This is a genomic window from Burkholderia sp. 9779_493, assembly GCF_015712215.1.
Classification (GTDB): Bacteria; Pseudomonadota; Gammaproteobacteria; order Burkholderiales; family Burkholderiaceae; genus Burkholderia; species Burkholderia cenocepacia.
The window spans coordinates 153973-176596 of record NZ_JACCQA010000008.1 but is presented as its reverse complement, the minus strand read 5'-3'; the positions used below and the strand labels follow the sequence as shown (position 1 = coordinate 176596).

The following is a 22624-nucleotide window of genomic DNA, read 5'->3' as shown; positions in this document are numbered from 1 at the left end:
CCGCCCCGCGAAGCTCGACCATGAGAGCCATCTTCACTGCCTCACGGCCCGAGACCTCGCCATGGCAAGCAGCACGACTTCGATACGCGTTCGCGGCACGCCGGCCGGCGCCGCCGCCGACCACCGGCCCCTTCGACATCGGCAGGCCCGGCCATGATCGCGCGCACCTTGCAGGGCGACACGGTGGACACGCTGTGCTGGCGCCACTACGGCCGGACCGACGGCACCGTCGAGACCGTGCTCGAAGCCAACACCGGACTCGCCAGCCTCGGCGTCGTGTTGCCCGCCGGCACGCCCGTCTACCTGCCGCCGTTCGATACCGTGACGAGCGCACGCCCGTTGCTGCAACTGTTTGACTGACCCTGGAATCGCCGTCATGGCCGAACCGAACCTCACTACCGCCGCGATGCTGTCCACCGCGATCGGCGTCGCCGGGCTCGCGCCCGGCATCGATGGCAACGCGCTGATCGGCGCATTCACCGGCGCGGCGCTCGTGGTCGTCACGTCGAAGGAGATCGGCGTGGCGCGGCGTGCGGCCTATCTGCTGATCTCGCTCGTGATGGGCTATCTCGCCGCGCCGGAAATCGTCGGCGCGACGCCGATCCACTCGACCGGCGTCGCCGCGTTCTTCGCGGCCGCGCTCGTGATCGCCGTCACGCTGCAGCTGATCGAGCGGATCAAGACGCTCGATCTCCTGGCGCTGTTCCGCAAAGGAGGGTGACGTGGCGTTCCCGTTCGCGCTGATCGCGCTCGCCGCCCACCTCGCCGTGCTCGTGCGCGTGCTCACCTATCGACGCAACGGCGCACGGCACCGGCGCCACGCATCATGGTTCGCGTGGATGCTCGTCGCCGTCACCGGCGGTGCGTCGATCGAGTGGCTGCTGCATACCGGCGCCGTCGGCTTCTTCGACGCGGCCACCGCGGTCTTCCTGGCGATGTTCGTCTGCGGCACGCGCGGCAACGTCGCGCGCCTCCTGAGGAGCGAATGACGATGAAAACCCGCCGCCTCGGCGATCACGGCGACGACGTGGGCCTGCTGCAACGCAGACTGATCCGCGCCGGCTATGCGGTGCAGATCACGCACCTCTATGACGCGGCGACCGAAGCCGCCGTCATCGCGCTGCAACGCAAGACCGGCCTCGTCGACGACGGTATCGCCGGCCCGAAGACCTATGCCGCGCTGGCCACCGGCCTGCGCGATCCGAAACACCTGGGGCTCGCCGATCTCGAGCGCGCCGCGCGCACGCTCGACGTGCCGCTCGCGTGCATTCGCGCGGTCAACGAAGTCGAGTCGCGCGGCGCCGGCTTCCTGCCCGACGGCCGGCCCGTCATCCTGTTCGAACGCCACGTATTCTGGAAGCGGCTCCAGGCGCGCGGGATCGATCCCGCGCCATTCGCGGCGCGGCAGCCGGACATCGTGTCGCGCACGCGCGGCGGCTATCGCGGCAGCGCCGCGGAATACGTGCGTCTCGCCACGGCCGAGTCGATCGATGCCGGCGCCGCGTGGGAATCCGCGAGCTGGGGCGCGTTCCAGGTGATGGGCTATCACTGGGAACGCCTCGGCTACGCGGGCATCGACGCATTCGTCGCGTGCATGGAAGACGGCGAAGCGCAGCACCTCGACGCGTTCGTGCGCTATATCGCGGCGGACGACACACTGCGCCGCGCACTCCGCGCACGCCAGTGGGCCGCATTCGCCCGCGCGTACAACGGGCCCGACTATGCGGCGAACCTGTACGACGTGAAGCTCGCACGCGCTTTCGACCGCTATGCGTCGCAAGCGGCTGCGGCGACACAGGCCGCATCCGGATCGCCCGACGCTACCGTCGCGTCCCGCGCATGAACGGACTCGCCGCGAAAATCATCGCGTGGATCGTCGCGCTCGCCACGTGCGCCGCCGTCGCGCTGTACGTGCATGGGCTGCGCGCCGAGCGCGCGACCGCGCAACGGCAACGCGTCGAGGCGCAACAGGCGCTCGCCGCGCGCGACGGCGTCATCGTGCGCCTGCGGCAGGACGCCGCCGAACGCGCGCAACAGCAGGCGCGGCTCGACCACGCGCAAACCGCCATCGCGTCGAAGCTCGACGCCATTCGATTTGAAAACCGGAGATTGACCGATGAAAACGCCGCGCTTCGCGCCTGGGCTGATACTCGCCTGCCTGACGACGTTGTCCGCCTGCAAGCCAGTCCCGCTCTCACCGGCGCCGGCGATTATGTCGAACACGTGCCAGACGGTGAAACCGTGCACGCTGCCGAGGCTCGCGCCGCGGACCAACGGTGAGCTCGACGGTGCGCTCACGCTCGTCAAGGCCGCGTGGGCGACGTGCGCGGCGACCGTCGACATGATCGCAGCGTGCCAGGCCGGCGCGGCCGCCCCCGACCACGGAGCCCATTCGCATGATTAAGCCGGACAGCCTGCGGCGCGCGCTTGCCGCCGCCATCCCGTCGATCGACGACGAACCCGGCGCGTTGACCGTGCTCGTCGAGCAAGGCTCGATCGCGACGACCGGCACGCTGACGCCATCGTTCGAATACCGGTACACGGCCCACGTCCTCGCGACCCACTTCTCCGGCGACACCGATCCGGTGTTCGTCGCCCTGATCGAATGGGTGCGCGCGAACCAGCCAGACCTCGTGACGAACCCCGCCGCACGCGCGAGCGGCATCACCTTCGAGGTCGGCATCCGCGACCAGGCCGCGGTCGACCTGTCGATCCGGCTGGCGCTGACGGAAAGCGTCGTCGTGACGACCGGCCCCGACGGCCGGCCGGTGATCACGCACGTCGACGACACACGGGTCGACCCGGCCGATACGCTGACCTGGGTCGCGCTGCCGCAGATCCGCTGAGCCGGGCGGGCATCGGCCCGCCTTCGCTCACGCCGCGGCATCGCGCCCGGCAACGGCTGCTCGTCGCAGCCACCCCTCTCGCCTCGGCCCGCCACCGCGAAGCCCCCCGCCGATCGCCCTCGCCGGGCATCCGGTCCCGTCTTCCCGTCGACTCGGCCATCGCCGACGACAGGCATCCTGACGACAGCCTCGCTGCATAACCTGCATCGACGGCCCGCACGACGTCTCTGCGGCACGCCCGTCCAGCCATTCACGCGGCATCCGTTCGCCCGTCGCCGCGGCGCAATTCACCGAGCGCCCGTCCCATCGCCCCGTCCCGACATCGATCGGCATCCACGCATTCAGACCGCGTGACGACGTCGCGCAGACGCACGACTCCATCCTCATGCGAACCGGTGCTGCGATTGTCGACGCACGACTCGATGCCGGCATCCGGCGCGCACTGTCCCCGCCGCGACGACACAGGCGATCGCTCGCGCCGCGCGCCCCCCGCCGGCACCATGGCTGCATGGACGCAAATGAAATTCAACGGCAGGCACGCAACGCAGTGCGCAAGGGCACGATCCTCGCGGTCGACCATGCGGCTGCGTTGTGCCGCGTCTCGGTCGGCGACGCCGATTCCGATGGCAGCGGACTGCAGACCAACTGGATTCCGTGGGTGGCCGGCACCGCCGGCGCGACCCGCGACTGGCTGCCGCCGACGCCCGGCGAACAGGTCGTGCTGCTCTGCCCGATGGGCGACCCGGCGCAGGGTGTCGCGCTGCGCGGCGTCTATTCGAACGCCGCGCCGGCACCGGCCTCGAGCCCGGATACCCATGCACGGGTCTATCCGGACGGCGCCCGCATCACGTACGACCATGCCGCGCATGCGCTCACGGTCGAGCTGCCGGCCGGCGCGACCGTGCGCGTCGTCGCGCCCGGGTCGGTCGTCGTGCAGACCCGGAACGCCACCGTGCAGGCCGAGCGCATCACGCTCGATGCACCGCAGACCACCTGCACCGGCGCGATGACCGTCAAGGGGCCGTTCGCGTTCGAAGCCGGCATGACCGGCACGGGCGGGGCCGGCGGCGGCGCCACGATGCAGATCGACGGCGCGGCCACCTTTACCCGCGAAGTGACCTCCCGGGGCATCAGCCTCCCGCATCACACGCATCGCGAACAAGGCGATGGACAACTCGTGAGCGAACCGCAATGAAAGGCATGAACGCGAACACCGGCCGCTCGATTTCGGGCCTGGACCATTTCTACCAGTCGATCGGCAAAATCGTGACGACGCCGCTCGCGTCGTGCGTGAAGCGCCGTACCTTCGGCTCCGAGCTGCCCGACCTGATCGACGCGCCGGGCAACGGCACGGTGCGCACGCGGCTGTATGCCGCCGTCGCCACGGCGCTGATGCGCTGGGAACCGCGCCTGACGCTGACCCGCGTCGTGCTCGCCGCGGACGACGCGGACGCGGCCGCCGGCTCGCTCTATCTCGACATCGAAGGCTGGACCGGCGAGAACGGCACGGCCGTGTCGACCCGCGTGCCGGTTGCGAACGGGAGCCCGGCATGAGCGTGACGCCGATCGACCTCTCCCAGCTGCCGTCGCCCGACATCGTCGAAACGCTCGACTACGAGACGCTGCTGGCCGCACGCAAGGCACGGCTCGTGTCGCTCTACCCGGCCGCCGAACAAGCCGAGATCGCCGCGACGCTCGCGCTCGAGTCGGAGCCGCTCGTGAAGCTGCTGCAGGAAAACGCGTACCGCGAGATCGTGCTGCGCCAGCGTGTGAACGACGCCGCGCGTGCGGTGATGCTCGCGTACGCGGTCGGCACCGACCTCGATCACCTCGCGGCGCTGTTCGGCATCCGCCGCCTGACGATCTCGCCTGCCGATCCGGCGCACGACCTCGCGGCCGTGATGGAAAGCGATGCCGACCTGCGCGCCCGCACCCAGCTCGCCCCGCAGAGTTTCTCGGTCGCCGGCCCCGAGGGTGCGTACGTCTCGCATGCACGCAATGCCGATGGCCGCGTGCTCGACGCGTCGGCGGTCAGCCCGGCCCCGTGCGAGGTGCTCGTCACGGTACTCGCCCGCGATGGCGACGGCACGGCGGCGCCGGCGTTGATCGATGCGGTGGCCGCCGCGCTGCAGGCCGACGACGTACGGCCGCTCACCGACAAGGTCACCGTACGCGGCGCGGAGATCCTGCGCTACCAGGTGCGCGCGCGGCTGGTGTTCTTCGCCGGCCCGGATCGCGCGGTGGCGCTCGCGCAGGCCAACCGGGCGATGAAGCAGTACACCGATTCCATGCACCGCCTCGGGATGGAAGTCACGCTCGACGGCATCTACGCGGCCGCCCGCGCGGCCGGCGTGCAGAAGGTGATCCTCGAAAGCCCGCTTGCCGGCCTGCCGGCGACGAAGCAGCAGGCGCCGTATTGCACCGGGATCGAGCTGATCGACGGCGGGGTGTACAGCAATGAATGACATCCTGCCGCCGAACGCGACGCGGCTCGAGCGCAGGCTCGCCGCGACGAACGCCCGTATCGACGACGTGCCGACGCCGCTCGCGACGCTGACGAACCCGGACACCATCCGGTCCGATCTGCTGCCGTGGCTCGCCTGGCACCTCGGGGTCGATGCGTGGAAGGACTACTGGCCGGAATACGTGAAGCGCGCCCGCGTCGGGCAGGCGATTCCGATCGCCCGCCGCAAGGGCACCGCGGCGTCGGTGCGCGAGGTCGTCGCGGCGTTCGGCGGAAACATCGTCCTGCGTGAATGGTTCGAGCAACAGCCGCCGGGCGCGCCCGGCACGTTCGACCTCGTGATGACGGTCAGCGGCCAGGAGGGCGAACCGCCGACCGCCGAATACGTGGCCGACATCCTCGCGGAGATCGATCGCACCAAACCCGTCCGCGCGCACTACACGTTCACGCAGGGCTTCGAGATGCGGGGCCGACAACCGATCGGCGCCGCCGCGCGCGTGGCGGCCTATCGCCGCGTCAACTTCACCGACTACTGATCGCACATGGCAACCCAGATCATCATCACCGACGCCGGCCGCGCGGCGCTCGTCGCCGCCGGCAACGGCGGCACGAACGCCCACCAGGTCGTGGAAATCGGCCTGGCGAACGCCCCGTTCGTCGCCGACAAGGGGCTCACCAAGCTGCCGAACGAGCTGAAGCGGATCAAGTCCTTCGGCGGCGCCAACGTCGCGCCGGACACGATCCACACGACGCTGAAGGACGACTCGACAGACCAGTATTCGCTGTACGGATTCGGCCTCTATCTCGACAACGGCGTGCTGCTGGCCGCGTACGGCCAGGCGACGCCGATCATGGAGAAATCGCCGGCCGCGTTGCTGCTGCTGTCGTCCGACATGCAGTTCGCGACGATCGACGCGACGCAGCTCGTGTTCGGCGACGCGTCGTTCCTGAATCCGCCGGCGACCACCGAGCGGCAGGGTGTGGTCGAGCTGGCGACGCAGGGGGAAGTCGACGCGGGCAGCGATGACACGCGCGCCATCACGCCGAAGACGGCCGCGTCGCGATACGCGGCGTTGACCGGCGCGAAGTTCACGGGGCCGGTCGTCACCGAATTCGATGCGGGTCCGGACACCGCACACGTGTCGATTCGCCCTCCGTCGGGCAAGAACGGCCGCGAAGGTCGCGTGCGTCTGCACGGCACGTTCAGCGGCGGCAACCCGGATACGGGATCGCGCCTGGTCGCAACGATCCGCTCCGGTTTCGACAACGGCGCCTGGGGCCGTGAATACGTCGATCTGTGGCTGAATCGCACGGCCAACGACGTCCAGTCCGATTCGTACCAGGCGCGCGCGCTGCGCATCGGTTACGGCGGCCGCGTGCTGGTGGGCGACGTCAAGAACGACGACGGGAATTCGCGGTTGCAGGTCGACGGCAACGCTCGCACATACGGCACGAGCATCTCGGGAGGCCCAGGCAGCGTCAAGGCCTGGGTTGCTGCCGACGAGACCAATGGCTATTTCCGCACGGCGGGCAACGCCAGCATCGGTTCCGAAAATGTCGACGGCTCCTGCGACATCCTCGCGGGTGGCGCAGCGCGCGTTCGCGTGCTGCCGTCTGGTCGCATGTTGATCGGGACGTCCGTTGACGACGGCCGCAACACAATCCAGGCCGCAGGAAGCGCCACGTTCAAGGGCGCGGTGACCTCGCGCGAAATGGACGCTAGCGGTGCGCATTTCCGCATGATCTTCGGCGACTACGGCGCCCTCTTGCGCAACGACGGCACAAACGTCTACTTCCTGTCGACCAAGAAAGGGGATCTGGAAGGCCAGTGGAATGATTTCCGCCCGTTCGCATGGTCGCTTGCCGACGGGACGGTCCGGATCAACGGCAACGGGGCAACGACCTACATCGGCGGCGAACTTTCCGTCGGAATGAATAATGCCGAAGCACACATCAGGCTCGGTTCCGCTGACGGATATATCTACGGCAACACCGAATCGGTCGGCTGGTGGGGAGGTAATACTGGCTCATTCCAGTATTTCAGGGGTGACCGCACTTTCCGGGTAGACGGCAAATCGGTATGGCACGCCGGCAACCTCCCCAATCCGATCCAGTCGACCGGCTTCGCGATGTCGTCCGGTGCTCAGATTCTCGCATCGGAAGGCACGCCATCAGCGCCCGGGATTTCGTTCATCAACGACGGCAAACCGGACACGGGCCTGTACCACGTCAACGACGGCTCATTCGGCGTGACGTGCAATTCGGTCCCGCAGATTTCGTTCACGCCTGGCGGGACCCTCTTCCAGACACCTGTGCAAGGCCCGACGCCCGCAGCGGGCGATCGTTCGAAGGCGCTCGCAACGACCGAATGGGTGTTGGCGGCCCTCTCGACGGCGGCTGTCGGACAGATCGTATTCGAGCCGCGCACGCTGGCACGCGCCGGCTTCCTGAAAGCGAACGGCACCCTCGTCAATCGCGCGGACTATCCGGCTCTGTGGGCCTATGCGCAGGCTAGCGGCACGCTGGTCTCGGACGATGAATGGAGCAAGGCGCGCTGGGGCTGCTTCTCCACCGGTGACGGTTCGACGACGTTCCGCCTCCCGGAACTGCGCGGCGAGTTCATCCGGTGCTGGGACGACGGCCGCAGTATCGACAAAGACCGCGCGATCGGCTCAGGGCAAGACAGTGCGAACCGATGGCACGGCCACGGCGCGAGCGCGAGCGAGGTCGGGGACCACGCGCACTCGGCATGGACCGATGCGCAGGGCTGGCACGGTCACGGTGTCAGCGATCCCGGACATAGCCACGGCGTGAACGACCCAGGGCACTCGCACGGTACAGACGTACCCCACGGCGGTGGCGGGGGAAATCAACGAGCAGTAGTCGGCCCCTTCGGTGTTGACGGCTTCTACAACACATACGGCGCCGGTACCGGAATTTGGCTGAGCGCCTCCGGAACCGGAATTGGCATCAACGGCGACGGCAACCACGGCCACAACGTCGGCATCGGGGGCGCCGGCCGCCACAGCCATGCCATCACTGTCAACGGTGACGGCAGCAACGAAGCACGGCCGCGCAACGTCGCGCTGCTCGCCATGATCCGCGCCTACTAACCCTGGATAACGAAACATGCTGATCCACCACTACAGTCAATCGACCGGCGAATACCTGAGCAGCGGCCAGCCCGACGCCGACCCGCGCAACCCCGAACGCTGGCTCGTGCCGGCATGGGCGACGCTCGACGCGCCGCCGCCGCGCACGCCGACGACCTGGCCGTTCTACCGCGACGACGCGTGGACCCTGTTGCCGGACTTCCGCGGCCGCCTTTGCTATCGCACCGATACCGGCGAAGCGGTCGAAATCGCCACCGCCGGCAAGACGCCCGACGAACTTGGTCTCACGACCGAACCGCGGCCGTCGCCGCGCCACGCGTGGATCGATGGCGCATGGGCCGTCCCGGCCGAGTTGCTCGAGCGCGAGAAACGCGACGCCGCGATGGCCGAGTTCGAACAGCGCCTGGAAACCGCGCGCAAGGCGAACGCCGGCAAGGCCGATGCGTACGCCGCGGGCTTGCTCGACGACGAAGGCGTCTACTACTTCAAGGCCTGGTCGGCCTACCAGATGGCGCTCGTCAAGGTCATCCAGGCGGACACGTTCCCGGATGCGATCGCGTGGCCCGCCACGCCGGCGCCCTACGTGCCGCCGCCGCCGACACCCGTGCCGCCTGCGCCGTCCGAGCCGTCCGAGCCGTCCGAGCCAATCGAGCCAATCGAGCCGCCCGCTCCGACCGAGCCATCGTCGCCGCCGGCCGACCCGGCCACACCTGCAGTTCCGGTCGCGGATAGCGCGGCCTGATCCGCCCGGGAATCCTCCCGTTTCTCTCACTTGACCACATAGGAGTCGCACACCATGCCGCAGGATTATCACCACGGCGTACGCGTCATCGAAATCAACGAAGGCAGCCGTCCGATCCGCACGGTGTCGACGGCCGTCGTCGGCATCGTCTGCACGGCATCCGACGCCGACGCCACCGCCTTCCCGCTCGACACGCCGGTCCTTCTGACCAACGTCGTTGCCGCGCTCGGCAAGGCCGGCACCAAGGGCACGCTGCGCCGCACGCTGGACGCGATCGGCCGGCAAACCAAGCCCGTCACGATCGTCGTGCGCGTCGCCGAAGGCAAGGACGCCGGCGAAACGGCGACCAACGTGATCGGCAGCGTCACCGCCGACGGCAAGTACACCGGCATGAAGGCGCTGCTCGGCGCGCAGGCACGCTTCGGCGTGAAGCCGCGCATCCTCGCGACGCCGGGCCTCGACACGCAACCGGTCGCCGCCGCGCTCGCATCGATCGCGCAATCGCTGCGCGCGTTCGCGTACGTGTCGGCCAACGGCTGCAAGACGAAGGAAGAAGCCGTCGCCTATCGCAAGCAGTTCAGCCAGCGCGAGCTGATGGTGGTCTGGCCGGACTTCCTCGCGTGGGACGACACGACCAACACGACCGTCGTCGTGCCGGCCACCGCGTATGCCGCCGGCCTGCGCGCGAAGATCGACAACGACACGGGCTGGCACAAGACGCTGTCGAACGTCGGCGTGAACGGCGTCACCGGCATCAGCGCCGACGTGTCGTGGGACCTGCAGGATCCGGCGACGGACGCGGGCTTCCTGAACGAACAGGACGTGACCACGCTCGTGAACCGCAACGGTTTCCGCTTCTGGGGTTCGCGCACGTGCTCGGACGATCCGCTGTTCGCGTTCGAGAACTACACGCGCACCGCGCAGGTCATCGCCGATTCGATCGCCGAAGCGCAGATGGCCATCATCGACGGCCCGCTCAACCCGTCGCTGCCGCGCGACATCATCGAGACGATCAACGCCAAGTTCCGCGAGTGGATCTCGCAGGGCTACCTGATCGGCGGCTCGGCCTGGTACGACCCGGAGCCGAACACGACCGACGTGCTGAAGTCCGGCAAGGCGTATCTCGACTACGAATACACGCCGGTTCCGCCGCTCGAAAACCTGATGCTGCGCCAGCGCATCACCGACCGTTATCTCGCCGATTTCGCCGCGCGCGTGAGCGCGTAACGACCGGCCTCACCAGGAGTCAAACACGATGGGTATGCCTCGCAAACTCAAGGGATTCAACCTGTTCCAGAACGGCGAGAACTTCGTCGGCCAGGTCGTCGAAGTCACGCTGCCGAAGCTCACGCGCAAGATGGAGGACTACCAGGGCGGCGGCATGAGCGGCCCGATCAAGGTCGACTTCGGGCAGGAGGGGATCCAGCTCGAATGGACCTGCGGCGGCTTCATGCGCTCCGTGCTCGGCCAGTACGCGATCACGAAGCACGACGGCGTGCTGCTGCGCTTCGCCGGCGGCTATCAAGCCGAGGATTCGACCAACGTGGACGCGATCGAGATCGTCATCCGCGGCCGTCACAGCGAAATCGACCCGGGCACCGCGAAGTCGAAGGAAGACACCGCGTTCAAGGTCACGACGGTGGCCAGCTACTACAAGCTGTCCGTGAACGGCCAGGACGTGATCGAAATCGACTTCGTCAACATGATCGAGAAGGTCAACGGCAACGACCTGTTCGCGGCGCTGCGCAACGCGATCGGCCTGTAACCGGCCATCCGGCCGGTGACGCCGGCCGGGGCCGCCTTCCCCTTCCTTCCGACTGATCACACGCACAGGACCACCATGAATCCGATCCAATCCGACGCCGCCGCGCCCGACCTGCAGGCCGATGCGGCCGCCATCGCGACACCCGCGCAGGACGATCCGGCGACGCATACGCTCGACACGCCGCTCGTGCGCGGCACCCAGACGATCACGTCGATCACGCTGCGCAAGCCCAAGTCGGGCGAGTTGCGCGGCGTATCGCTGTCCGACCTCGTCAGCCTCGACGTGGTCGCGCTGTCGAAAGTGCTGCCGCGCATCAGCTCGCCGATGCTGACCGAAGCCGACGTCGCCAGCATCGATCCAGCCGACCTCGTACAACTGGGGGGCATCTTCGCCGGTTTTTTGATGCCGAAGGCCGTGAAATCCCGACTGGCCTCCCAGACCGCGTAGAAGACCCGATGGCGGACATCGCGACGGTGTTCGGCTGGACACCGCCCGTGATGGACGCCTTCAGCCTGGCCGAGCTGATGGACTGGCGCGAACGCGCGCGAGTGCGTGCCGGCGCCCAATGAGCGAAACGATCGACGATGGACAACACCCTGAAACTGCGCGTCATGGTCGACATGATCGACAACATGACGAAGCCCCTGCAAATGATGCTGACCGGCAACAAGGGGCTGGCCGACTCGCTGCGCGCGACCCGCCGCGAGCTGGATGACATGGCGAAGACGCAGAAGCGCATCGGCGAGTTTCGCGACTTGCGCAGCGGTGTGGCGAAAACCGCGACCGAACTCAAATCAGCGAAGCTGCGTGCCGGGGAGCTGCGCGTCGCGCTGCGTGCGTCCGGCCCGCCGTCACGCCAGATGGTCGAGGACCTCGCCAAGCTCGAACGCACGGCCACGGATTTGACGGCCGCGCAAAGCCGGCAGGTCGCGCGCATCCGCGAACTGCGCACGCAGCTCGTCGGCGCGGGCATCGACACGCGCCGCCTCGACCTGCACGAATTCGCGCTGGCCACGAACAGCGCGCGACGCCAGGCGAAGATGACGGCCGACGTGCGCGCGTTCGACGACGCGCGCCGCAAGCGCGCCGAGGCCCGGCGCGCGAAGATCGACGCACTGAGCGGCGTCGGCAAGCAATGGGCGGAGCGCGGCAAGACGATCGCGGGCGCCGGCAAGAGCATGTTCGGCATGCTGTCCGAGCCGCTCGACGTCGCGAAGCAGGCCGAAAGCGAAACGCTGCGCCTGCGGGCGCAAGGCGCGTCGGCCGACGCCGTGACATTCGCGCGCGCGCAGCAGGTCGGCGGCCAGTCGGTCGTCGACAACCTGGCGCTGATGCGCGAATCGCTGGCGGCACTCGGCGGCGACGAGCAACGCGCGCGCGTCGTGATGCCGATGCTCGCGAACATGAAATCGGCGAACGAGGCGCTGTTCGGCAAGGACGACGCGAAGGCGAACGTCGACAAGTTCATGGCCATGCTGAAGGTGATCGACCTGCGCGGCGGCACGAAGAACGAAGCCGCGTTCGGCGCCGAAGCGAACATCGTGCAGAAGATGCAGACGGCGACCGGCGGCAAGGTCAGCGGCGACGAGTGGAACAGTTTCGCCGAATCGGGGGGCAGCGCGGCCAGGAAGTTGCGCACGGATGCGTTCTACTACCAGATGCAGCCGCTCATCGAGAAGCTCGGCGGCAAGGCGGCCGGCGAAGGCCTCGCCGCGCTGTCCGGCAGCCTCTTCGGCGGCAAGGTGACGGCGCCCGCCGCACGGCAGTTGACGGCGCTCGGCCTGGTCGATCCGAAGCGGGTCCTGCATGCGAGGAACGGCGCGATCCGCGGGCTCGGGCCGGGGGCGCTGGCGAGCAGCGACATGCTGCAGGCCTCGCCGCTCGAATGGCTCGAAAAGGTGCTGCTGCCGAAGCTCGCCGCGAAGGGCATCACCCAGCCCGACGAGGTGAAGGCCGCGCTGGCGAAACTGTTCCCCGACAAGGCCGCGGGCACGCTGCTCACGACGATGTACGAGCAACGCGAGCAGATCCACGACACCGAGAGGCAGAGCGCCGCCGCCGATGGCGTCACCGGGATGCGCGCGAAGGCCGCGGATTCGACCGCGGGGCGCGAGCTCGCCGTGCTCGCGCAGTTGCGCGACCTGAAGCTCGAGATCGGCGAGAAGATCACGCCGGTCTACAACGCGGCGCTGGACGTCACGGCCAGGATGCTCGAGAAGATCGTCCGGTTCGTGCGCGAACACGGCACGGCCACCCGGATCCTCGTCACGACCTTCGCGGCGCTGGGCGGCGCACTCGCCGTCGCCGGCACACTGGCGAGCGTCTTCGGCGGCCTGCTCGGTTCGGTCAACGTGCTGCGCTTCGCGACGTCGATGGTCGGTGCGTTCAGGCTCGTCGGGCAGGCGCTGCTGATGCTCGGCCGGCTGGCGATGGCGAATCCGCTGCTGGCCGTGATCGGGCTGATCGCGATGGCGGCCGTCTACGTCTGGCAGAACTGGGACACGCTCGGGCCGAAGTTCATCGCGCTGTGGGAAACGATCAAGGGCGCGTTCGGCGCGGCCAGCGACTGGATCACCGCGAAATGGGACGCCACCGTCGAGTGGGTGAAGACCTCGCTCGGCGGCATCGGCGACTGGTTCGGCGACATCGGCACGCGTTTCCAGGAAATCGGCGCGAGCATCGTGTCCGGCCTGGTCGACGGGATCACGAATCGCCTCGGCGCGCTGAAGGATACGGCCGGCAACCTGGGCAGCTCGACGCTCGGCTGGCTCAAGGAAAAGCTCGGCATGCAGGCGTCGCCCACGCCCGACAACGGGCCAGGCGGCGCCACCACCGGCACCCCGACCCGCATGACGCGCACCGCCGCCGCGCTCACGTCGGCCGCCGCGCTGGTCGGCCCGCCCGCGTTCGCGGCGAGCCCGGCGATCGCCGCCGCCGCGCCGCTCGAACGCTACAACCTGTCGCTCGACTATCGCCCGCCGCTCACGGCGCCGGCCGCCGTGGCAAGCGCCGCGCCCGCGGCCGGCCCCGTCACCATCAACATCGCGCCGCCGCCCGGTGCCGATGCGGCCGAAATCGCCCGCATGGTGCGCGCCGAGCTCGAACGCGCGGAACGCGCGAAGGCGTCGCGCACCGCGTCGCGCCTGTCCGATTGATTCCGCTGGAGGAAACCCGCCCATGATGATGTCGCTCGATCAGTTCGTTTTCAGCCTGGCGACCACGCCGTACCAGGAGCTCCAGCGTCAGCGCAACTGGAAGCATCGCACCAGCTCGCGCATCGGCGTGCGCGACGCGAGCCAGTTCACCGGCGCCGGCGACGACACGATCACCCTCACCGGCATCGTCGCGCCCGAGAACGGCATCGGCGAGATCGCGTCGATCGAGGCGCTCGCCCGCATGGGCGATGCCGGCGACGCGTACGTGCTCGTCGACGGCAACGGCAACGTGTACGGCGCGTACGTCATCGACAGCCTCAACGAAACGGCCACGTATCACACGAAGGAAGGCATCGCGCGCAAGATCGCGTTCACGCTGACGCTGAAGCGCGTCGACGACGGCGTGCTCGCCGAAGTGCAGCAGGACGACGACAGCGGAGCGGCAGAGCAATGAGCACGCAGGAACGCACGCCGGCCGACGCACCGGCCCGCGCGGGCCGCGTGCAGCCGCAGGCCGACTACCGCATCACGCTCGACGGCCGCGACCTGTCGCGCCTGATCGCGCCCAACCTCATCAGCCTGTCGCTGTCGGAATCGCGTGCGGACGAGGCCGACATGCTCGACCTGGTGCTCGACGACGCGCAAGGCACCTTCGCGATTCCGAAGCGCGGCGCGAGCATCAAGCTGTCGATCGGCTGGGTCGGCGAGCCGCTGGTCGACAAGGGGACGTTCACGGTCGACGAAGTCGAGCACAGCGGCGCACCGGACGTCATCACGATCCGCGCCCGCTCCGCATCGATGACGAACGACATGCACGAGCGCCGGGAGAAAAGCTGGCACCGGCAGACGATCGGCGCGATCGTGCGCACCATCGCCGCGCGCTACGGGCTCACGGCCGCCGTCGACGCGACGCTCGCCGCGACGCGGATCGACCACGTCGACCAGACGCAAGAGTCCGACATGTCGTTCCTGACACGCCTCGCGAAGCGTTACGACGCAGTGATGACCGTGAAGGACAAGCACCTGCTGTTCACGCCGATCGGCAGCGGCAAGACGGTCAGCGGCAAGCCGCTCGACGTGCTCGCCATCACGCGCGCGAGCGGCGACCAGCATCGCTATCACGTCGCGCAGCGCGACAGCTACACGTCGGTGCGCGCGCACTATCACTCGAACGGCAGCGCGCGCCGGCTCCCGGTTGTCGTCGGCGACGCCAAAGGCAAGAACGTCAAGGTGCTGCCCGAGGACTACGCGACCGAGGCCGAGGCGCGCGCGGCCGCGCAAGCCGAATATGCGCGCACGCAGCGCGGCGAGTCGACGCTGAGCTACACGCTCGCGCTCGGTCGGCCCGAGCTGTTTCCCGAGATGCCTGTCACCGTGACCGGGTTCAAGCCCGACATCGACGACACGCCGTGGCTCGTGAAGAAAGCGACGCATACGATCGGCGACGGCGGCTTCACGACCGCGCTCGAGCTCGAGGTGCGCGACGCGCCGAAGAAGACGCGTCGCACCGGCCAGCGCTGACCGGCAGGCTGCGTCGGCGACCGATGCGCAACCACGCCGCGACGCGCGATCGCAGGGCGTCGATCGCGGTGGCGAAGGCAGGATGTCGTGGGAGGGGAGTGAGGCCACGCGCGAGGGGGCGCGGCCCGGATTCGTTGCAGGGGCCGGAGCGAATGCCGGCCTGCGGGAGATCAGTGTGAGGGGCGGTTCAGCTCGATTGCTGACGCCCGCCGAGCGTCATGCGCAGGTCGCGCGCGTCGCCACATTGCTGCAACGTGGCGCGCGCATCGCGCAGATTGGCCATCGCCTGCAGCGCGGCCTCGAGCACCTGCCCGACCGACAGCATTGCGTTGTCGATCGCTGCGTGCGCATCGGCCCGCTCGTCGTCGGTCAGGTCCGAACGATATCGCGGCGGGCCCATCGTCGCTCCACGCGCGTCCGCGCGATGGTCGGCGTGCGCCGACGCGCCGATCGTCCCGTTGTCGTGCTTCCTGTTGGTGTCCATTTTTCCGGTCTCCGCAAACTCAGTCATCAACCGGGGGGCCGCCTGACACGACGGGGCGCCTCGGAACGCCCCGCCGCCAGCTCACCGGCTTTCAGAATGCTAAACCAATACTGTATGGATATACAGTGTTTCATCCGATTTTATCCGATGCCCTTGTGCGATGCGCCGAGCGCACCCGGGCAACATCGGAAAACGGGAACTGCGCTGCCCCGCCGTCGCACACGCAACGGTTCGAACCGGGCAGAGGGACGGCCGCGCGGGGTGTGTCGCATGCATGCGCGCCGGGTGATGGGGCGGGGCGCCACCCCGCGGATGCGTTACTTCTTCGGCTGCTTCGCCGCGCGTTCGGCCTTCAACCGTTCGATCTCGGCCATCGCGCGATCGACGTTCTCCGCCGTGCGCTGATCGAGCGCCGCGCGACGTTTCTCCGGCACACGCTTCGCGCGCCGCGGCGTCGCGGTCTGCACCATCGCGCCGGTGCTGATGCAGCTCGCGAGGAAGGCATGCAGCGACGCCCTGCCGGTGTCGTTGAGCTGCCGGTACATCGCGAGCACCTCGGCTTCGTCCGCGTCGCGGGCGCCGGCCTCCGGCGCCGCTTCGCCCGCGGCGAACCGCTCGCCGGTCAGCACGTAGCCGATATCGACGCCGATCTCGCGAACGGCCAGCAGATAAGCCGCGTCGGGAGCGCGCTCGTCCGACTCGTACGCCGACTGCGAGCGTCTCGCGACGCCGCCCACGGTCGCAAACTCGTCCTGGCTGAGCCCGATCCGCAAGCGCTCGTCCCGCAAGCGACTCCCGATTTGTGTCATAAATTACCCATTAACAATTGACGCGCCGTTTTTTGCTCATTAGACTAGCCTCACCGTAACGCAAGACTATCTCCGCAAAGTATACCGACCATGACTACTCCCAAAGGCCCACGCCGTTCGCCGCGCGGCACGATGTCGGACAAGCCCGTTTACGTGGGGCTCACGCCTGTCGAGCGCGGCGAGCTCGAGCAGCTTGCCGCGCAACGCAACCGCTCGATCTCGAGCATGGCGCGCGAACTGATCCGCCTCGGCGCCAGCCACCTGCGCGCGATCGCCGCGCCGCGCTCGCGCAGCGCGCGCCCGTGAGCCGGAGCGTCTTCATGTCCGCCGCTTTCGAACGCATCCGACCGTCCGGGCCCGCAGCATCGATTGTGAGCCGTGCGCGCGCCCGCAACCATTCGCCGATCGGCCAGGGCTGCACGCTGGCCACCGGCGCGACCCGCGACTGGCCCGGCCATCCGCAGTCTTTCGTCCGGAGTGAGCCCTCATGCGAATCCTGAACCGCTGCCCGCACTGCCGCACCCGCGCCACCGCGCGCAGCAGCCGTGAAATGTCGCTGACCTTCCGCGAGATCACGTTCCAGTGCTCGAATCCCGAGTGCGGCCACACGTACGTCGTCAACATGGAATTCGCGCGCACGCTGTCGCCGTCCGCGATCCCGAACCTGTCGTTGCAGCTGCCGCTCTCGCCGCACGTGCGCGAACGCCTCGCCCCGCAGCTCGAGCTGCCCGTCTGACGCCCTAACCCGTCACCCTCTCCCGTTTCCCTCGCATCGTGCCCGAGCGGCGCGAGGGATCGTTTTTGCCATTGAAAGGATTCCTCATGATCTCGAACCGAGCGAGCCATGGCCCGGAGGTGCTCACATGAACCGCTACGCCGAACCCGCACCGCACGACGTCGCGCTGCGCGCCGCCATCGCGGCCGCCGCCGACACGCTGCGCGGCGACCCCGCATCCGGCAGCGCCGCACGCCAGCCCGCGCTCGGCCCCTTCGTGTCGGCGCTCGCCGATCGCCTTGCGCTCGGCTTCCCGCAATCCGCCGCCGCGCTGCACGCGCTCGTCGCGCCGCCGGCCTGCGCCGGCGGTCCCGCACGGCACGCCCAACCTGAACCACAGCAATAACGAAGATGGCTTCGATCGACGAACTGAAACGACACATCGACCTGCACGATCTTGCGAGCCGTCTCGGCCTGAAGCGCGGCCGTGGCGGCGACCGTGCGCTCTATCACTCGCCGCAGCACGCGGACCGCAGCCCGTCATTGTCGATCTATGCGAACCACCCGAAGTACGGCACCGGCTGGCGCGACCACAGCGCCGATGCCGGGGGATCCTGCATCGATCTCGTGATCCATGCGCGCGGCGGCACCGTCGCCGACGCCGTCCGCTATCTCCACGACGCATACGGTCTCCCGTCCGAGCGGCCGGCGCCGCTCGAGCGCCGCGAGAAGTCGACCGTCGAATACATCGCCGATCGCTGCGTGGCCGAGCGCGAGCGCGTGCGCGACTACCTCGGCGGCCGCGGTATCGCCGCCGCCGCGATCGACGCGGCGCTCGCCGCGCGCACGCTCGGCTTCAATACGTGGACGAGCCCGAAGGTCGCCGCCGGCGAAGTCGGCCACGGCGGCCCCGCGGCCGCATTCGTCGTGCGCGCGCCGGGCGATGCGCGCGTCGTCGCGGTCGACATGCGCTACGTCGATCCCGCGCTCAACGGCGGGGTCAAGACGCAGACCCAGGGCGACAAGGCCGGTTATGCGTGGACCGCCGACGCACGCCGGCTCGAGCGCGCGAAACGCGTGGTGATCGTCGAGAGCGCGATCAACGCGCTGTCGATCGACACCTGCGCGCTGCCCGGCACGGCCGCGCTCGCGCTGCGCGGCCTCGCGAACGTCGAGCGCATCGACTTCGCGTTCCTGCGCGGCAAGCAGGTCACGATCTGCCTGGACAACGACGAACCGTTCGCCGACGGCCATCCGCGCGCCGGTCAGCGGCCAGGCCCGGAGGCCGCGTGGGCGCTCTACGAACGGCTGACGGCGCTCGACATCAGCGCCGTGCTGGTCGACCAGTCGGACTGGTTCGCGGATCTGGCGGACGGCGACACCGCGCGCAAGCCGATCAACGACGTGAACGACTACCTGCAGCTGCGCGGCCCGGCCGATCTGGCGCGTGCGCTCGACCAGCTCGAGCCGTGGCTGGTCGCCGGCCTGCCGGGCGACGCATCGCGGCGCGGCCGGCCGCGCCTGTTCCTGCCGCCGCACGACTTCGCGCAGTACTGGCGGTTTCGCGTGCGGCCGGATTTCACCAGCTACATCACCCGGATGGACCGCAACGAGGAATCGGGCGTCGACACGCCGGTGATGACCGACCTGTGCGGCTTTCGCATCGCCGGCATCAGCCGCGTGGCCGTCGCGAGCGCGACCTCGACGATGACGGGCGACGCCGACCAGGCGCCCACCGTCTACTTCGCGGTATCGGTGCAGGCGCCGCGGCACGGCGCACAACTGATCCGCCGCGTGATGCTCGACGATCAGCTGCACAACGTCGATCAGTGGGGCAAGTTCGGTCCGATCTGGGCGCCCGCGCCGTTCAAGCGGATGGTCAACATCCTCGAGCGCGGCGCCGACCTGGGCGCGCGCCGCGCGGCGAACTTCGTCGGGCTCGCCTGGCGCGACGGCCGGCTGATCGTCAACGAAGGCCCCGACTGCTATTTCACCGAAGCGGACAAGCAGTGTCCGTATCACAACCTGACGTTCCCGGGCGGCCCGGTGAGCGACGCGCGCCGCGTGATCGCGGCCTACCAGACGACGTTCCGGCAGAACGCCGCGACGATCCCGCTCGTCTGGGCGCTCGGCGGCCACCTGAAGGCGCTGCTCGGCTTCTGGCCGCACCTGACGATCCAGGCGAACAAGGGCGCGGGCAAGTCGACGCTGATCAAGCGGCTCGAGCGCTCGCTCGCGTTCACGATGTTCTCCGGGCAGTCGCTGCAGACCGAATTCCGGCTGCTGACCAGCATCAGTCACACGAGCCATCCGGTCGGCTGGGAAGAACTGTCGGCACGCCGGCAGGACGTGATCGACAAGGCGGTCGGGCTGCTGCAGGAGAACTATCAATACACGGTGACGCGGCGCGGCACCGACATGACCGAATACCTGCTGTGCGCGCCCGTGATGCTCGCCGGCGAGGACGTGCCGGTGCGCAGCCTGCTCGGCAAGCTGGTGCGCACGACGCTGACCGGCAAGCGCGGGCCGCTGCTGCCCGACGACCTGCCGCGCTTCCCGGTCCGGCAATGGCTCGAATTCCTGACCGGGCTCGACCGGCGCACGGCGCTGGATCAGTACGCGACGCTGCGCGACCAGGCGCTCGCCGGCTGCCGCGCAAGCGGCGAGGACGACGGCGCGCGGCGCATGGCCGCCAATTACGCGGCGCTCGGGCTGGCGTGGCGCTACCTGTGCGAATTCGCCGGAATGGATCCGGGCGAAGGCGAGTTCCCGCGCGATCTGCTCGCCGAGATGAACGGCCACGTCGCCGAAACGAGCGCCGACCGCGAACCGTGGGTCTGGATCATGGAAACGGTGCTGTCGGAAATCGACGGCGGCAACTACAAGCATCCGTACACGTTCGACACCGTCGACGGCGAGTTCTGCCTGCTGCTGCGCACCGGGCACGTGATGGATCACCTCGCCCACACGAGCGCGCTGCGCGACAAGTGGAACGGCCTGCCCGTGAAGTCCGACCGCGTGTTCAAGGCCCAGTTGAAGCATGCCGGCGTCGTGGTCGGCGAGAAGGAGGTCGAGCGCCGCATCTACATGCGCCGCGTGCCGTACCTGACGCCGGTGTCGCTCGAGCGCCTGGCCACCTTCGGCCTGCACGTATCGGTGCGCGAGGACCTGGCGACCGACGCGCTGCACGGAGGCCGCGCATGAGCCGCGATCGGGCCAACCGGCTGGAGCGTTCCGGACGTCGCGGGGAGCGGGCGGGCGACACGCGGGAGTCGTGGATTTCGCCGGTCGAGATGCGCAAGTCCTTGATTGTTGAGGAAAGTGCCGCCGCGCGTTGCACGAGGATCGCCACGAGTCGGGCCGCTTTTGCCACGGGTCCGGCTTGCCCGCAGGCCGCCATGCGCCTCTCTTCTTCTCTCTTCAAAGCATTGAAAGAAAAGAAGAAAGCGTACCGGGAAGCCGCAGCAGCCGGCCGCCGTCGCGCACCACGAGTCAGGCGCGCGCCGCCATCGGTCGCGCGCGGTAGCGCGACTTCACGCCATGGGTTCCACGCGGCCGCCACGTCTGAATGATGGCAACCCATGGCAAACAAAACTCTTGAATATCAACGTGTTATGCGCCCTTCACACGCGATCCACCATGCCATCAGTTGCGCTGCGTGCCCGCCCGGCGCGCGGCCTGCCGACGACGCGCCCCCCGCGACCGTCGACCTGTCCGGCGCAGCGGCCCTGCTCGGCGCGCACCCCGAAACGGTGCGCCTGAAGGCCCGCGCCGGCATGCTGCCCGGCCGCAAGGTCGGCAAGCGCTGGATCTTTTCCATCATGGCCCTGCAGCGCTACCTCGCCGGGGACTGGCTCCCGCAAGCCGCGCAGGCCGATCAGCACGAGGAAACCCACCCATGTCGCTCTACAAACGAAAAACCAGCCCGAACTGGCAATACAAGCTGTACCCCCCTGGCGGCGGAACGCCGGTACAGGGAAGCACTGGCACCCGCGACAAAGCGCAGGCCCAGGAATTCCACGACCGGCTGAAGGTCGACCTGTGGAACCAGGCGCGGCTCGGCACCCAGCCGCGCCATTCGTGGAACGACGCGGTCGTCCGCTATGTCGGCGAACGAGCGGGTCTCGCGAGTCTGGAGACTTCGAAGATCCATCTGCGCTGGCTCGACCGGCACCTGTCCGGCGTCGCGCTCGCCGACATCGACCGGAGCCGCATCGATGCGATCGCGCTCGCCAAGCGTCGGGAACCGCGCACGGTGCGCACGCGGCACGGCGTCGTCGCGACCAACCGGCCCGTCAGCGACGCCACGGTGCGCCGCGTGATCGGCGTGCTGAAGGCCGTGTTGAACGCGGCCGTCGAATGGGAATGGCTGGCTCGCGCGCCGGTCACGAAGCGCGCGAAGGTCGTCTCGAAACGCATCCGCTGGCTGACGCCGGCCGAGGCGGAGCGGCTGCTCGCCGAGCTGCCCGCGCACCTCGCGGACATGGCGCGCTTCAGTCTCGAAACCGGCTTGCGGCGCGCCAACGTGACCGGGCTGCAGTGGTCGCAGGTCGACCTCGCGCGGCGCGTCGCGTGGATTCACCCCGACCAGGCCAAGGCCAGGAAGGCGATCACGGTGCCGCTGTCGGATACCGCGATCGCCGTGCTGCAGCGCCAGCGCGCGAACCCGCGGGCGCCGGCATGCGCGGACAGCGTGTTCGTCTATCGCGGCAAGCCGGTCTACCAGACGGCCACGGCCGCCTGGGCCAAGGCGCTGCGGCGCGCCGGCCTGCACGATTTCCGCTGGCACGACCTGCGCCACACCTGGGCGAGCTGGCACGTGCAACGCGGCACGCCGCTGCAGGTGCTGAAGGAGCTGGGCGGCTGGGAGACGATGGAAATGGTGCAGCGGTACGCGCATCTGTCGGCCGCGCATCTGGCGCAATGGGTCGCGCCGCTGACGGCCGAGCCCGCGCCGATTCCGGCTGCAATTTAGCTGCAACGGTACTGCACGACGATGGGAGGAAACCG

29 protein-coding genes are annotated in these 22624 nt (G+C 68.9%); 26 read left to right on the top strand and 3 right to left on the bottom strand.

From position 1 onward, the window contains the following. Window positions 1–153: 153 nt before the first annotated feature. The 20 genes from H0X95_RS10820 (at window position 154) to H0X95_RS10730 (ending at window position 15606) form a co-directional block, all read left to right on the top strand. Window positions 154–360, top strand: a complete 207-nt coding sequence (locus H0X95_RS10820; protein WP_006484103.1) for a tail protein X — start codon at window positions 154–156, stop codon at window positions 358–360. Between the two features lie 16 nt (window positions 361–376). Beyond that, complete coding sequence (locus H0X95_RS10815) at window positions 377–721, top strand: putative holin (protein ID WP_006484093.1); 345 nt, start codon at window positions 377–379, stop codon at window positions 719–721. A 1-nt stretch (window position 722) separates the two neighbouring features. Then, complete coding sequence (locus H0X95_RS10810; RefSeq protein ID WP_006484102.1) at window positions 723–989, top strand: phage holin family protein; 267 nt, start codon at window positions 723–725, stop codon at window positions 987–989. 2 nt (window positions 990–991) lie between these two features. Then, window positions 992–1843 (top strand): N-acetylmuramidase domain-containing protein, encoded by an 852-nt coding sequence (locus H0X95_RS10805; protein WP_059721149.1) that lies wholly within the window; start codon window positions 992–994, stop codon window positions 1841–1843. Beyond that, window positions 1840–2280, top strand: coding sequence for an Rz-like lysis system protein LysB (gene lysB, locus H0X95_RS10800; protein ID WP_059721103.1), 441 nt, complete (start codon window positions 1840–1842; stop codon window positions 2278–2280). The genes H0X95_RS10805 and lysB overlap by 4 nt, the downstream gene beginning before the upstream one ends. Further along, on the top strand, window positions 2168–2404 hold the full coding sequence (gene lysC / locus H0X95_RS35940) for an Rz1-like lysis system protein LysC (protein ID WP_226245313.1): 237 nt from the start codon (window positions 2168–2170) through the stop codon (window positions 2402–2404). The genes lysB and lysC overlap by 113 nt, the downstream gene beginning before the upstream one ends. Beyond that, a complete protein-coding gene (locus tag H0X95_RS10795) occupies window positions 2397–2846 on the top strand; it encodes a phage tail protein (protein WP_006484113.1) in 450 nt (149 codons plus the stop codon). The genes lysC and H0X95_RS10795 overlap by 8 nt, the downstream gene beginning before the upstream one ends. Window positions 2847–3354: 508 nt before the next feature. Continuing rightward, the gene (locus tag H0X95_RS10790; RefSeq protein ID WP_059721104.1) at window positions 3355–4041 is read left to right on the top strand and encodes a phage baseplate assembly protein V; all 687 of its coding nucleotides are present in this window, start codon (window positions 3355–3357) and stop codon (window positions 4039–4041) included. Beyond that, on the top strand, window positions 4038–4400 hold the full coding sequence (locus tag H0X95_RS10785) for a GPW/gp25 family protein (protein WP_059721105.1): 363 nt from the start codon (window positions 4038–4040) through the stop codon (window positions 4398–4400). Before H0X95_RS10790 ends, H0X95_RS10785 begins: the two co-directional genes overlap by 4 nt. Beyond that, complete coding sequence (locus tag H0X95_RS10780) at window positions 4397–5311, top strand: baseplate J/gp47 family protein (RefSeq protein ID WP_006484106.1); 915 nt, start codon at window positions 4397–4399, stop codon at window positions 5309–5311. Before H0X95_RS10785 ends, H0X95_RS10780 begins: the two co-directional genes overlap by 4 nt. Next, window positions 5304–5846: a phage tail protein I gene (locus H0X95_RS10775; RefSeq protein WP_006484097.1), complete on the top strand. Its 543-nt coding sequence runs from the start codon at window positions 5304–5306 to the stop codon at window positions 5844–5846. The genes H0X95_RS10780 and H0X95_RS10775 overlap by 8 nt, the downstream gene beginning before the upstream one ends. Window positions 5847–5852: 6 nt before the next feature. Further along, window positions 5853–8423, top strand: coding sequence for a phage tail protein (locus H0X95_RS10770; RefSeq protein WP_059721106.1), 2571 nt, complete (start codon window positions 5853–5855; stop codon window positions 8421–8423). Window positions 8424–8439: 16 nt separating this feature from the next. Further along, on the top strand, window positions 8440–9165 hold the full coding sequence (locus H0X95_RS10765) for a tail fiber assembly protein (protein WP_059721107.1): 726 nt from the start codon (window positions 8440–8442) through the stop codon (window positions 9163–9165). A gap of 54 nt (window positions 9166–9219) precedes the next feature. Further along, on the top strand, window positions 9220–10392 hold the full coding sequence (locus tag H0X95_RS10760; RefSeq protein ID WP_006484096.1) for a phage tail sheath protein: 1173 nt from the start codon (window positions 9220–9222) through the stop codon (window positions 10390–10392). Window positions 10393–10420: 28 nt separating this feature from the next. After that, a complete protein-coding gene (locus H0X95_RS10755) occupies window positions 10421–10930 on the top strand; it encodes a phage major tail tube protein (protein WP_006484101.1) in 510 nt (169 codons plus the stop codon). A 75-nt stretch (window positions 10931–11005) separates the two neighbouring features. Then, window positions 11006–11377, top strand: coding sequence for a phage tail assembly protein (locus H0X95_RS10750; protein WP_006484110.1), 372 nt, complete (start codon window positions 11006–11008; stop codon window positions 11375–11377). An 8-nt stretch (window positions 11378–11385) separates the two neighbouring features. Beyond that, the gene (locus H0X95_RS10745) at window positions 11386–11499 is read left to right on the top strand and encodes a GpE family phage tail protein (RefSeq protein WP_006484104.1); all 114 of its coding nucleotides are present in this window, start codon (window positions 11386–11388) and stop codon (window positions 11497–11499) included. 15 nt (window positions 11500–11514) lie between these two features. Then, entirely contained in the window at window positions 11515–14085 is a 2571-nt protein-coding gene (locus tag H0X95_RS10740; RefSeq protein ID WP_059721108.1) for a hypothetical protein, read from the top strand. Between the two features lie 22 nt (window positions 14086–14107). Continuing rightward, window positions 14108–14539, top strand: coding sequence for a phage tail protein (locus H0X95_RS10735; RefSeq protein WP_034201134.1), 432 nt, complete (start codon window positions 14108–14110; stop codon window positions 14537–14539). Next, window positions 14536–15606: a phage late control D family protein gene (locus H0X95_RS10730; RefSeq protein WP_006485451.1), complete on the top strand. Its 1071-nt coding sequence runs from the start codon at window positions 14536–14538 to the stop codon at window positions 15604–15606. The genes H0X95_RS10735 and H0X95_RS10730 overlap by 4 nt, the downstream gene beginning before the upstream one ends. Before the next feature lie 187 nt (window positions 15607–15793). Here the strand turns inward: H0X95_RS10730 and H0X95_RS10725 are convergent, their stop codons facing one another. Both H0X95_RS10725 and H0X95_RS10720 read right to left on the bottom strand, forming a co-directional pair. After that, window positions 15794–16090 (bottom strand): hypothetical protein, encoded by a 297-nt coding sequence (locus H0X95_RS10725; RefSeq protein WP_006485449.1) that lies wholly within the window; start codon window positions 16088–16090, stop codon window positions 15794–15796. A 317-nt stretch (window positions 16091–16407) separates the two neighbouring features. Continuing rightward, the gene (locus H0X95_RS10720; RefSeq protein ID WP_059721150.1) at window positions 16408–16827 is read right to left on the bottom strand and encodes a hypothetical protein; all 420 of its coding nucleotides are present in this window, start codon (window positions 16825–16827) and stop codon (window positions 16408–16410) included. Window positions 16828–16989: 162 nt separating this feature from the next. On the opposite strand from H0X95_RS10720, the gene H0X95_RS10715 reads away from it, so the two are divergent. From H0X95_RS10715 to H0X95_RS10695, 5 genes are all read left to right on the top strand, one after another. Further along, window positions 16990–17205, top strand: a complete 216-nt coding sequence (locus H0X95_RS10715) for a hypothetical protein (RefSeq protein WP_006485450.1) — start codon at window positions 16990–16992, stop codon at window positions 17203–17205. 181 nt (window positions 17206–17386) lie between these two features. Further along, window positions 17387–17635, top strand: a complete 249-nt coding sequence (locus H0X95_RS10710; RefSeq protein WP_059721110.1) for an ogr/Delta-like zinc finger family protein — start codon at window positions 17387–17389, stop codon at window positions 17633–17635. Between the two features lie 127 nt (window positions 17636–17762). Beyond that, window positions 17763–18020, top strand: coding sequence for a hypothetical protein (locus tag H0X95_RS10705; protein WP_006496271.1), 258 nt, complete (start codon window positions 17763–17765; stop codon window positions 18018–18020). Window positions 18021–18025: 5 nt separating this feature from the next. Then, a complete protein-coding gene (locus H0X95_RS10700; RefSeq protein WP_034201137.1) occupies window positions 18026–20818 on the top strand; it encodes a toprim domain-containing protein in 2793 nt (930 codons plus the stop codon). Continuing rightward, window positions 20815–21186: a hypothetical protein gene (locus tag H0X95_RS10695; RefSeq protein ID WP_006496273.1), complete on the top strand. Its 372-nt coding sequence runs from the start codon at window positions 20815–20817 to the stop codon at window positions 21184–21186. Before H0X95_RS10700 ends, H0X95_RS10695 begins: the two co-directional genes overlap by 4 nt. A 51-nt stretch (window positions 21187–21237) precedes the next feature. Here H0X95_RS10695 and H0X95_RS10690 read toward each other — a convergent pair whose 3' ends face one another. Further along, on the bottom strand, window positions 21238–21510 hold the full coding sequence (locus H0X95_RS10690; protein WP_059721111.1) for a hypothetical protein: 273 nt from the start codon (window positions 21508–21510) through the stop codon (window positions 21238–21240). 2 nt (window positions 21511–21512) lie between these two features. On the opposite strand from H0X95_RS10690, the gene H0X95_RS10685 reads away from it, so the two are divergent. Continuing rightward, complete coding sequence (locus tag H0X95_RS10685; protein WP_059721112.1) at window positions 21513–22589, top strand: tyrosine-type recombinase/integrase; 1077 nt, start codon at window positions 21513–21515, stop codon at window positions 22587–22589. The last annotated feature ends 35 nt before the right edge of the window (window positions 22590–22624 follow it).

What these genes read in the sequence shown, in the direction of transcription:
- H0X95_RS10820 (WP_006484103.1), top strand. Translation starts at nt 154, where the DNA reads ATGATCGCGCGCACCTTGCAGGGCGACACGGTGGACACGCTGTGCTGG.
- H0X95_RS10815 (WP_006484093.1), top strand. Translation starts at nt 377, where the DNA reads ATGGCCGAACCGAACCTCACTACCGCCGCGATGCTGTCCACCGCGATC.
- H0X95_RS10805 (WP_059721149.1), top strand. Translation starts at nt 992, where the DNA reads ATGAAAACCCGCCGCCTCGGCGATCACGGCGACGACGTGGGCCTGCTG.
- lysB (WP_059721103.1), top strand. Translation starts at nt 1,840, where the DNA reads ATGAACGGACTCGCCGCGAAAATCATCGCGTGGATCGTCGCGCTCGCC.
- H0X95_RS10795 (WP_006484113.1), top strand. Translation starts at nt 2,397, where the DNA reads ATGATTAAGCCGGACAGCCTGCGGCGCGCGCTTGCCGCCGCCATCCCG.
- H0X95_RS10790 (WP_059721104.1), top strand. Translation starts at nt 3,355, where the DNA reads ATGGACGCAAATGAAATTCAACGGCAGGCACGCAACGCAGTGCGCAAG.
- H0X95_RS10785 (WP_059721105.1), top strand. Translation starts at nt 4,038, where the DNA reads ATGAAAGGCATGAACGCGAACACCGGCCGCTCGATTTCGGGCCTGGAC.
- H0X95_RS10780 (WP_006484106.1), top strand. Translation starts at nt 4,397, where the DNA reads ATGAGCGTGACGCCGATCGACCTCTCCCAGCTGCCGTCGCCCGACATC.
- H0X95_RS10775 (WP_006484097.1), top strand. Translation starts at nt 5,304, where the DNA reads ATGAATGACATCCTGCCGCCGAACGCGACGCGGCTCGAGCGCAGGCTC.
- H0X95_RS10770 (WP_059721106.1), top strand. Translation starts at nt 5,853, where the DNA reads ATGGCAACCCAGATCATCATCACCGACGCCGGCCGCGCGGCGCTCGTC.
- H0X95_RS10765 (WP_059721107.1), top strand. Translation starts at nt 8,440, where the DNA reads ATGCTGATCCACCACTACAGTCAATCGACCGGCGAATACCTGAGCAGC.
- H0X95_RS10760 (WP_006484096.1), top strand. Translation starts at nt 9,220, where the DNA reads ATGCCGCAGGATTATCACCACGGCGTACGCGTCATCGAAATCAACGAA.
- H0X95_RS10755 (WP_006484101.1), top strand. Translation starts at nt 10,421, where the DNA reads ATGGGTATGCCTCGCAAACTCAAGGGATTCAACCTGTTCCAGAACGGC.
- H0X95_RS10750 (WP_006484110.1), top strand. Translation starts at nt 11,006, where the DNA reads ATGAATCCGATCCAATCCGACGCCGCCGCGCCCGACCTGCAGGCCGAT.
- H0X95_RS10745 (WP_006484104.1), top strand. Translation starts at nt 11,386, where the DNA reads ATGGCGGACATCGCGACGGTGTTCGGCTGGACACCGCCCGTGATGGAC.
- H0X95_RS10740 (WP_059721108.1), top strand. Translation starts at nt 11,515, where the DNA reads ATGGACAACACCCTGAAACTGCGCGTCATGGTCGACATGATCGACAAC.
- H0X95_RS10735 (WP_034201134.1), top strand. Translation starts at nt 14,108, where the DNA reads ATGATGATGTCGCTCGATCAGTTCGTTTTCAGCCTGGCGACCACGCCG.
- H0X95_RS10730 (WP_006485451.1), top strand. Translation starts at nt 14,536, where the DNA reads ATGAGCACGCAGGAACGCACGCCGGCCGACGCACCGGCCCGCGCGGGC.
- H0X95_RS10725 (WP_006485449.1), bottom strand. Translation starts at nt 16,090, where the DNA reads ATGGACACCAACAGGAAGCACGACAACGGGACGATCGGCGCGTCGGCG.
- H0X95_RS10715 (WP_006485450.1), top strand. Translation starts at nt 16,990, where the DNA reads ATGACTACTCCCAAAGGCCCACGCCGTTCGCCGCGCGGCACGATGTCG.
- H0X95_RS10710 (WP_059721110.1), top strand. Translation starts at nt 17,387, where the DNA reads ATGCGAATCCTGAACCGCTGCCCGCACTGCCGCACCCGCGCCACCGCG.
- H0X95_RS10705 (WP_006496271.1), top strand. Translation starts at nt 17,763, where the DNA reads ATGAACCGCTACGCCGAACCCGCACCGCACGACGTCGCGCTGCGCGCC.
- H0X95_RS10700 (WP_034201137.1), top strand. Translation starts at nt 18,026, where the DNA reads ATGGCTTCGATCGACGAACTGAAACGACACATCGACCTGCACGATCTT.
- H0X95_RS10695 (WP_006496273.1), top strand. Translation starts at nt 20,815, where the DNA reads ATGAGCCGCGATCGGGCCAACCGGCTGGAGCGTTCCGGACGTCGCGGG.
- H0X95_RS10685 (WP_059721112.1), top strand. Translation starts at nt 21,513, where the DNA reads ATGTCGCTCTACAAACGAAAAACCAGCCCGAACTGGCAATACAAGCTG.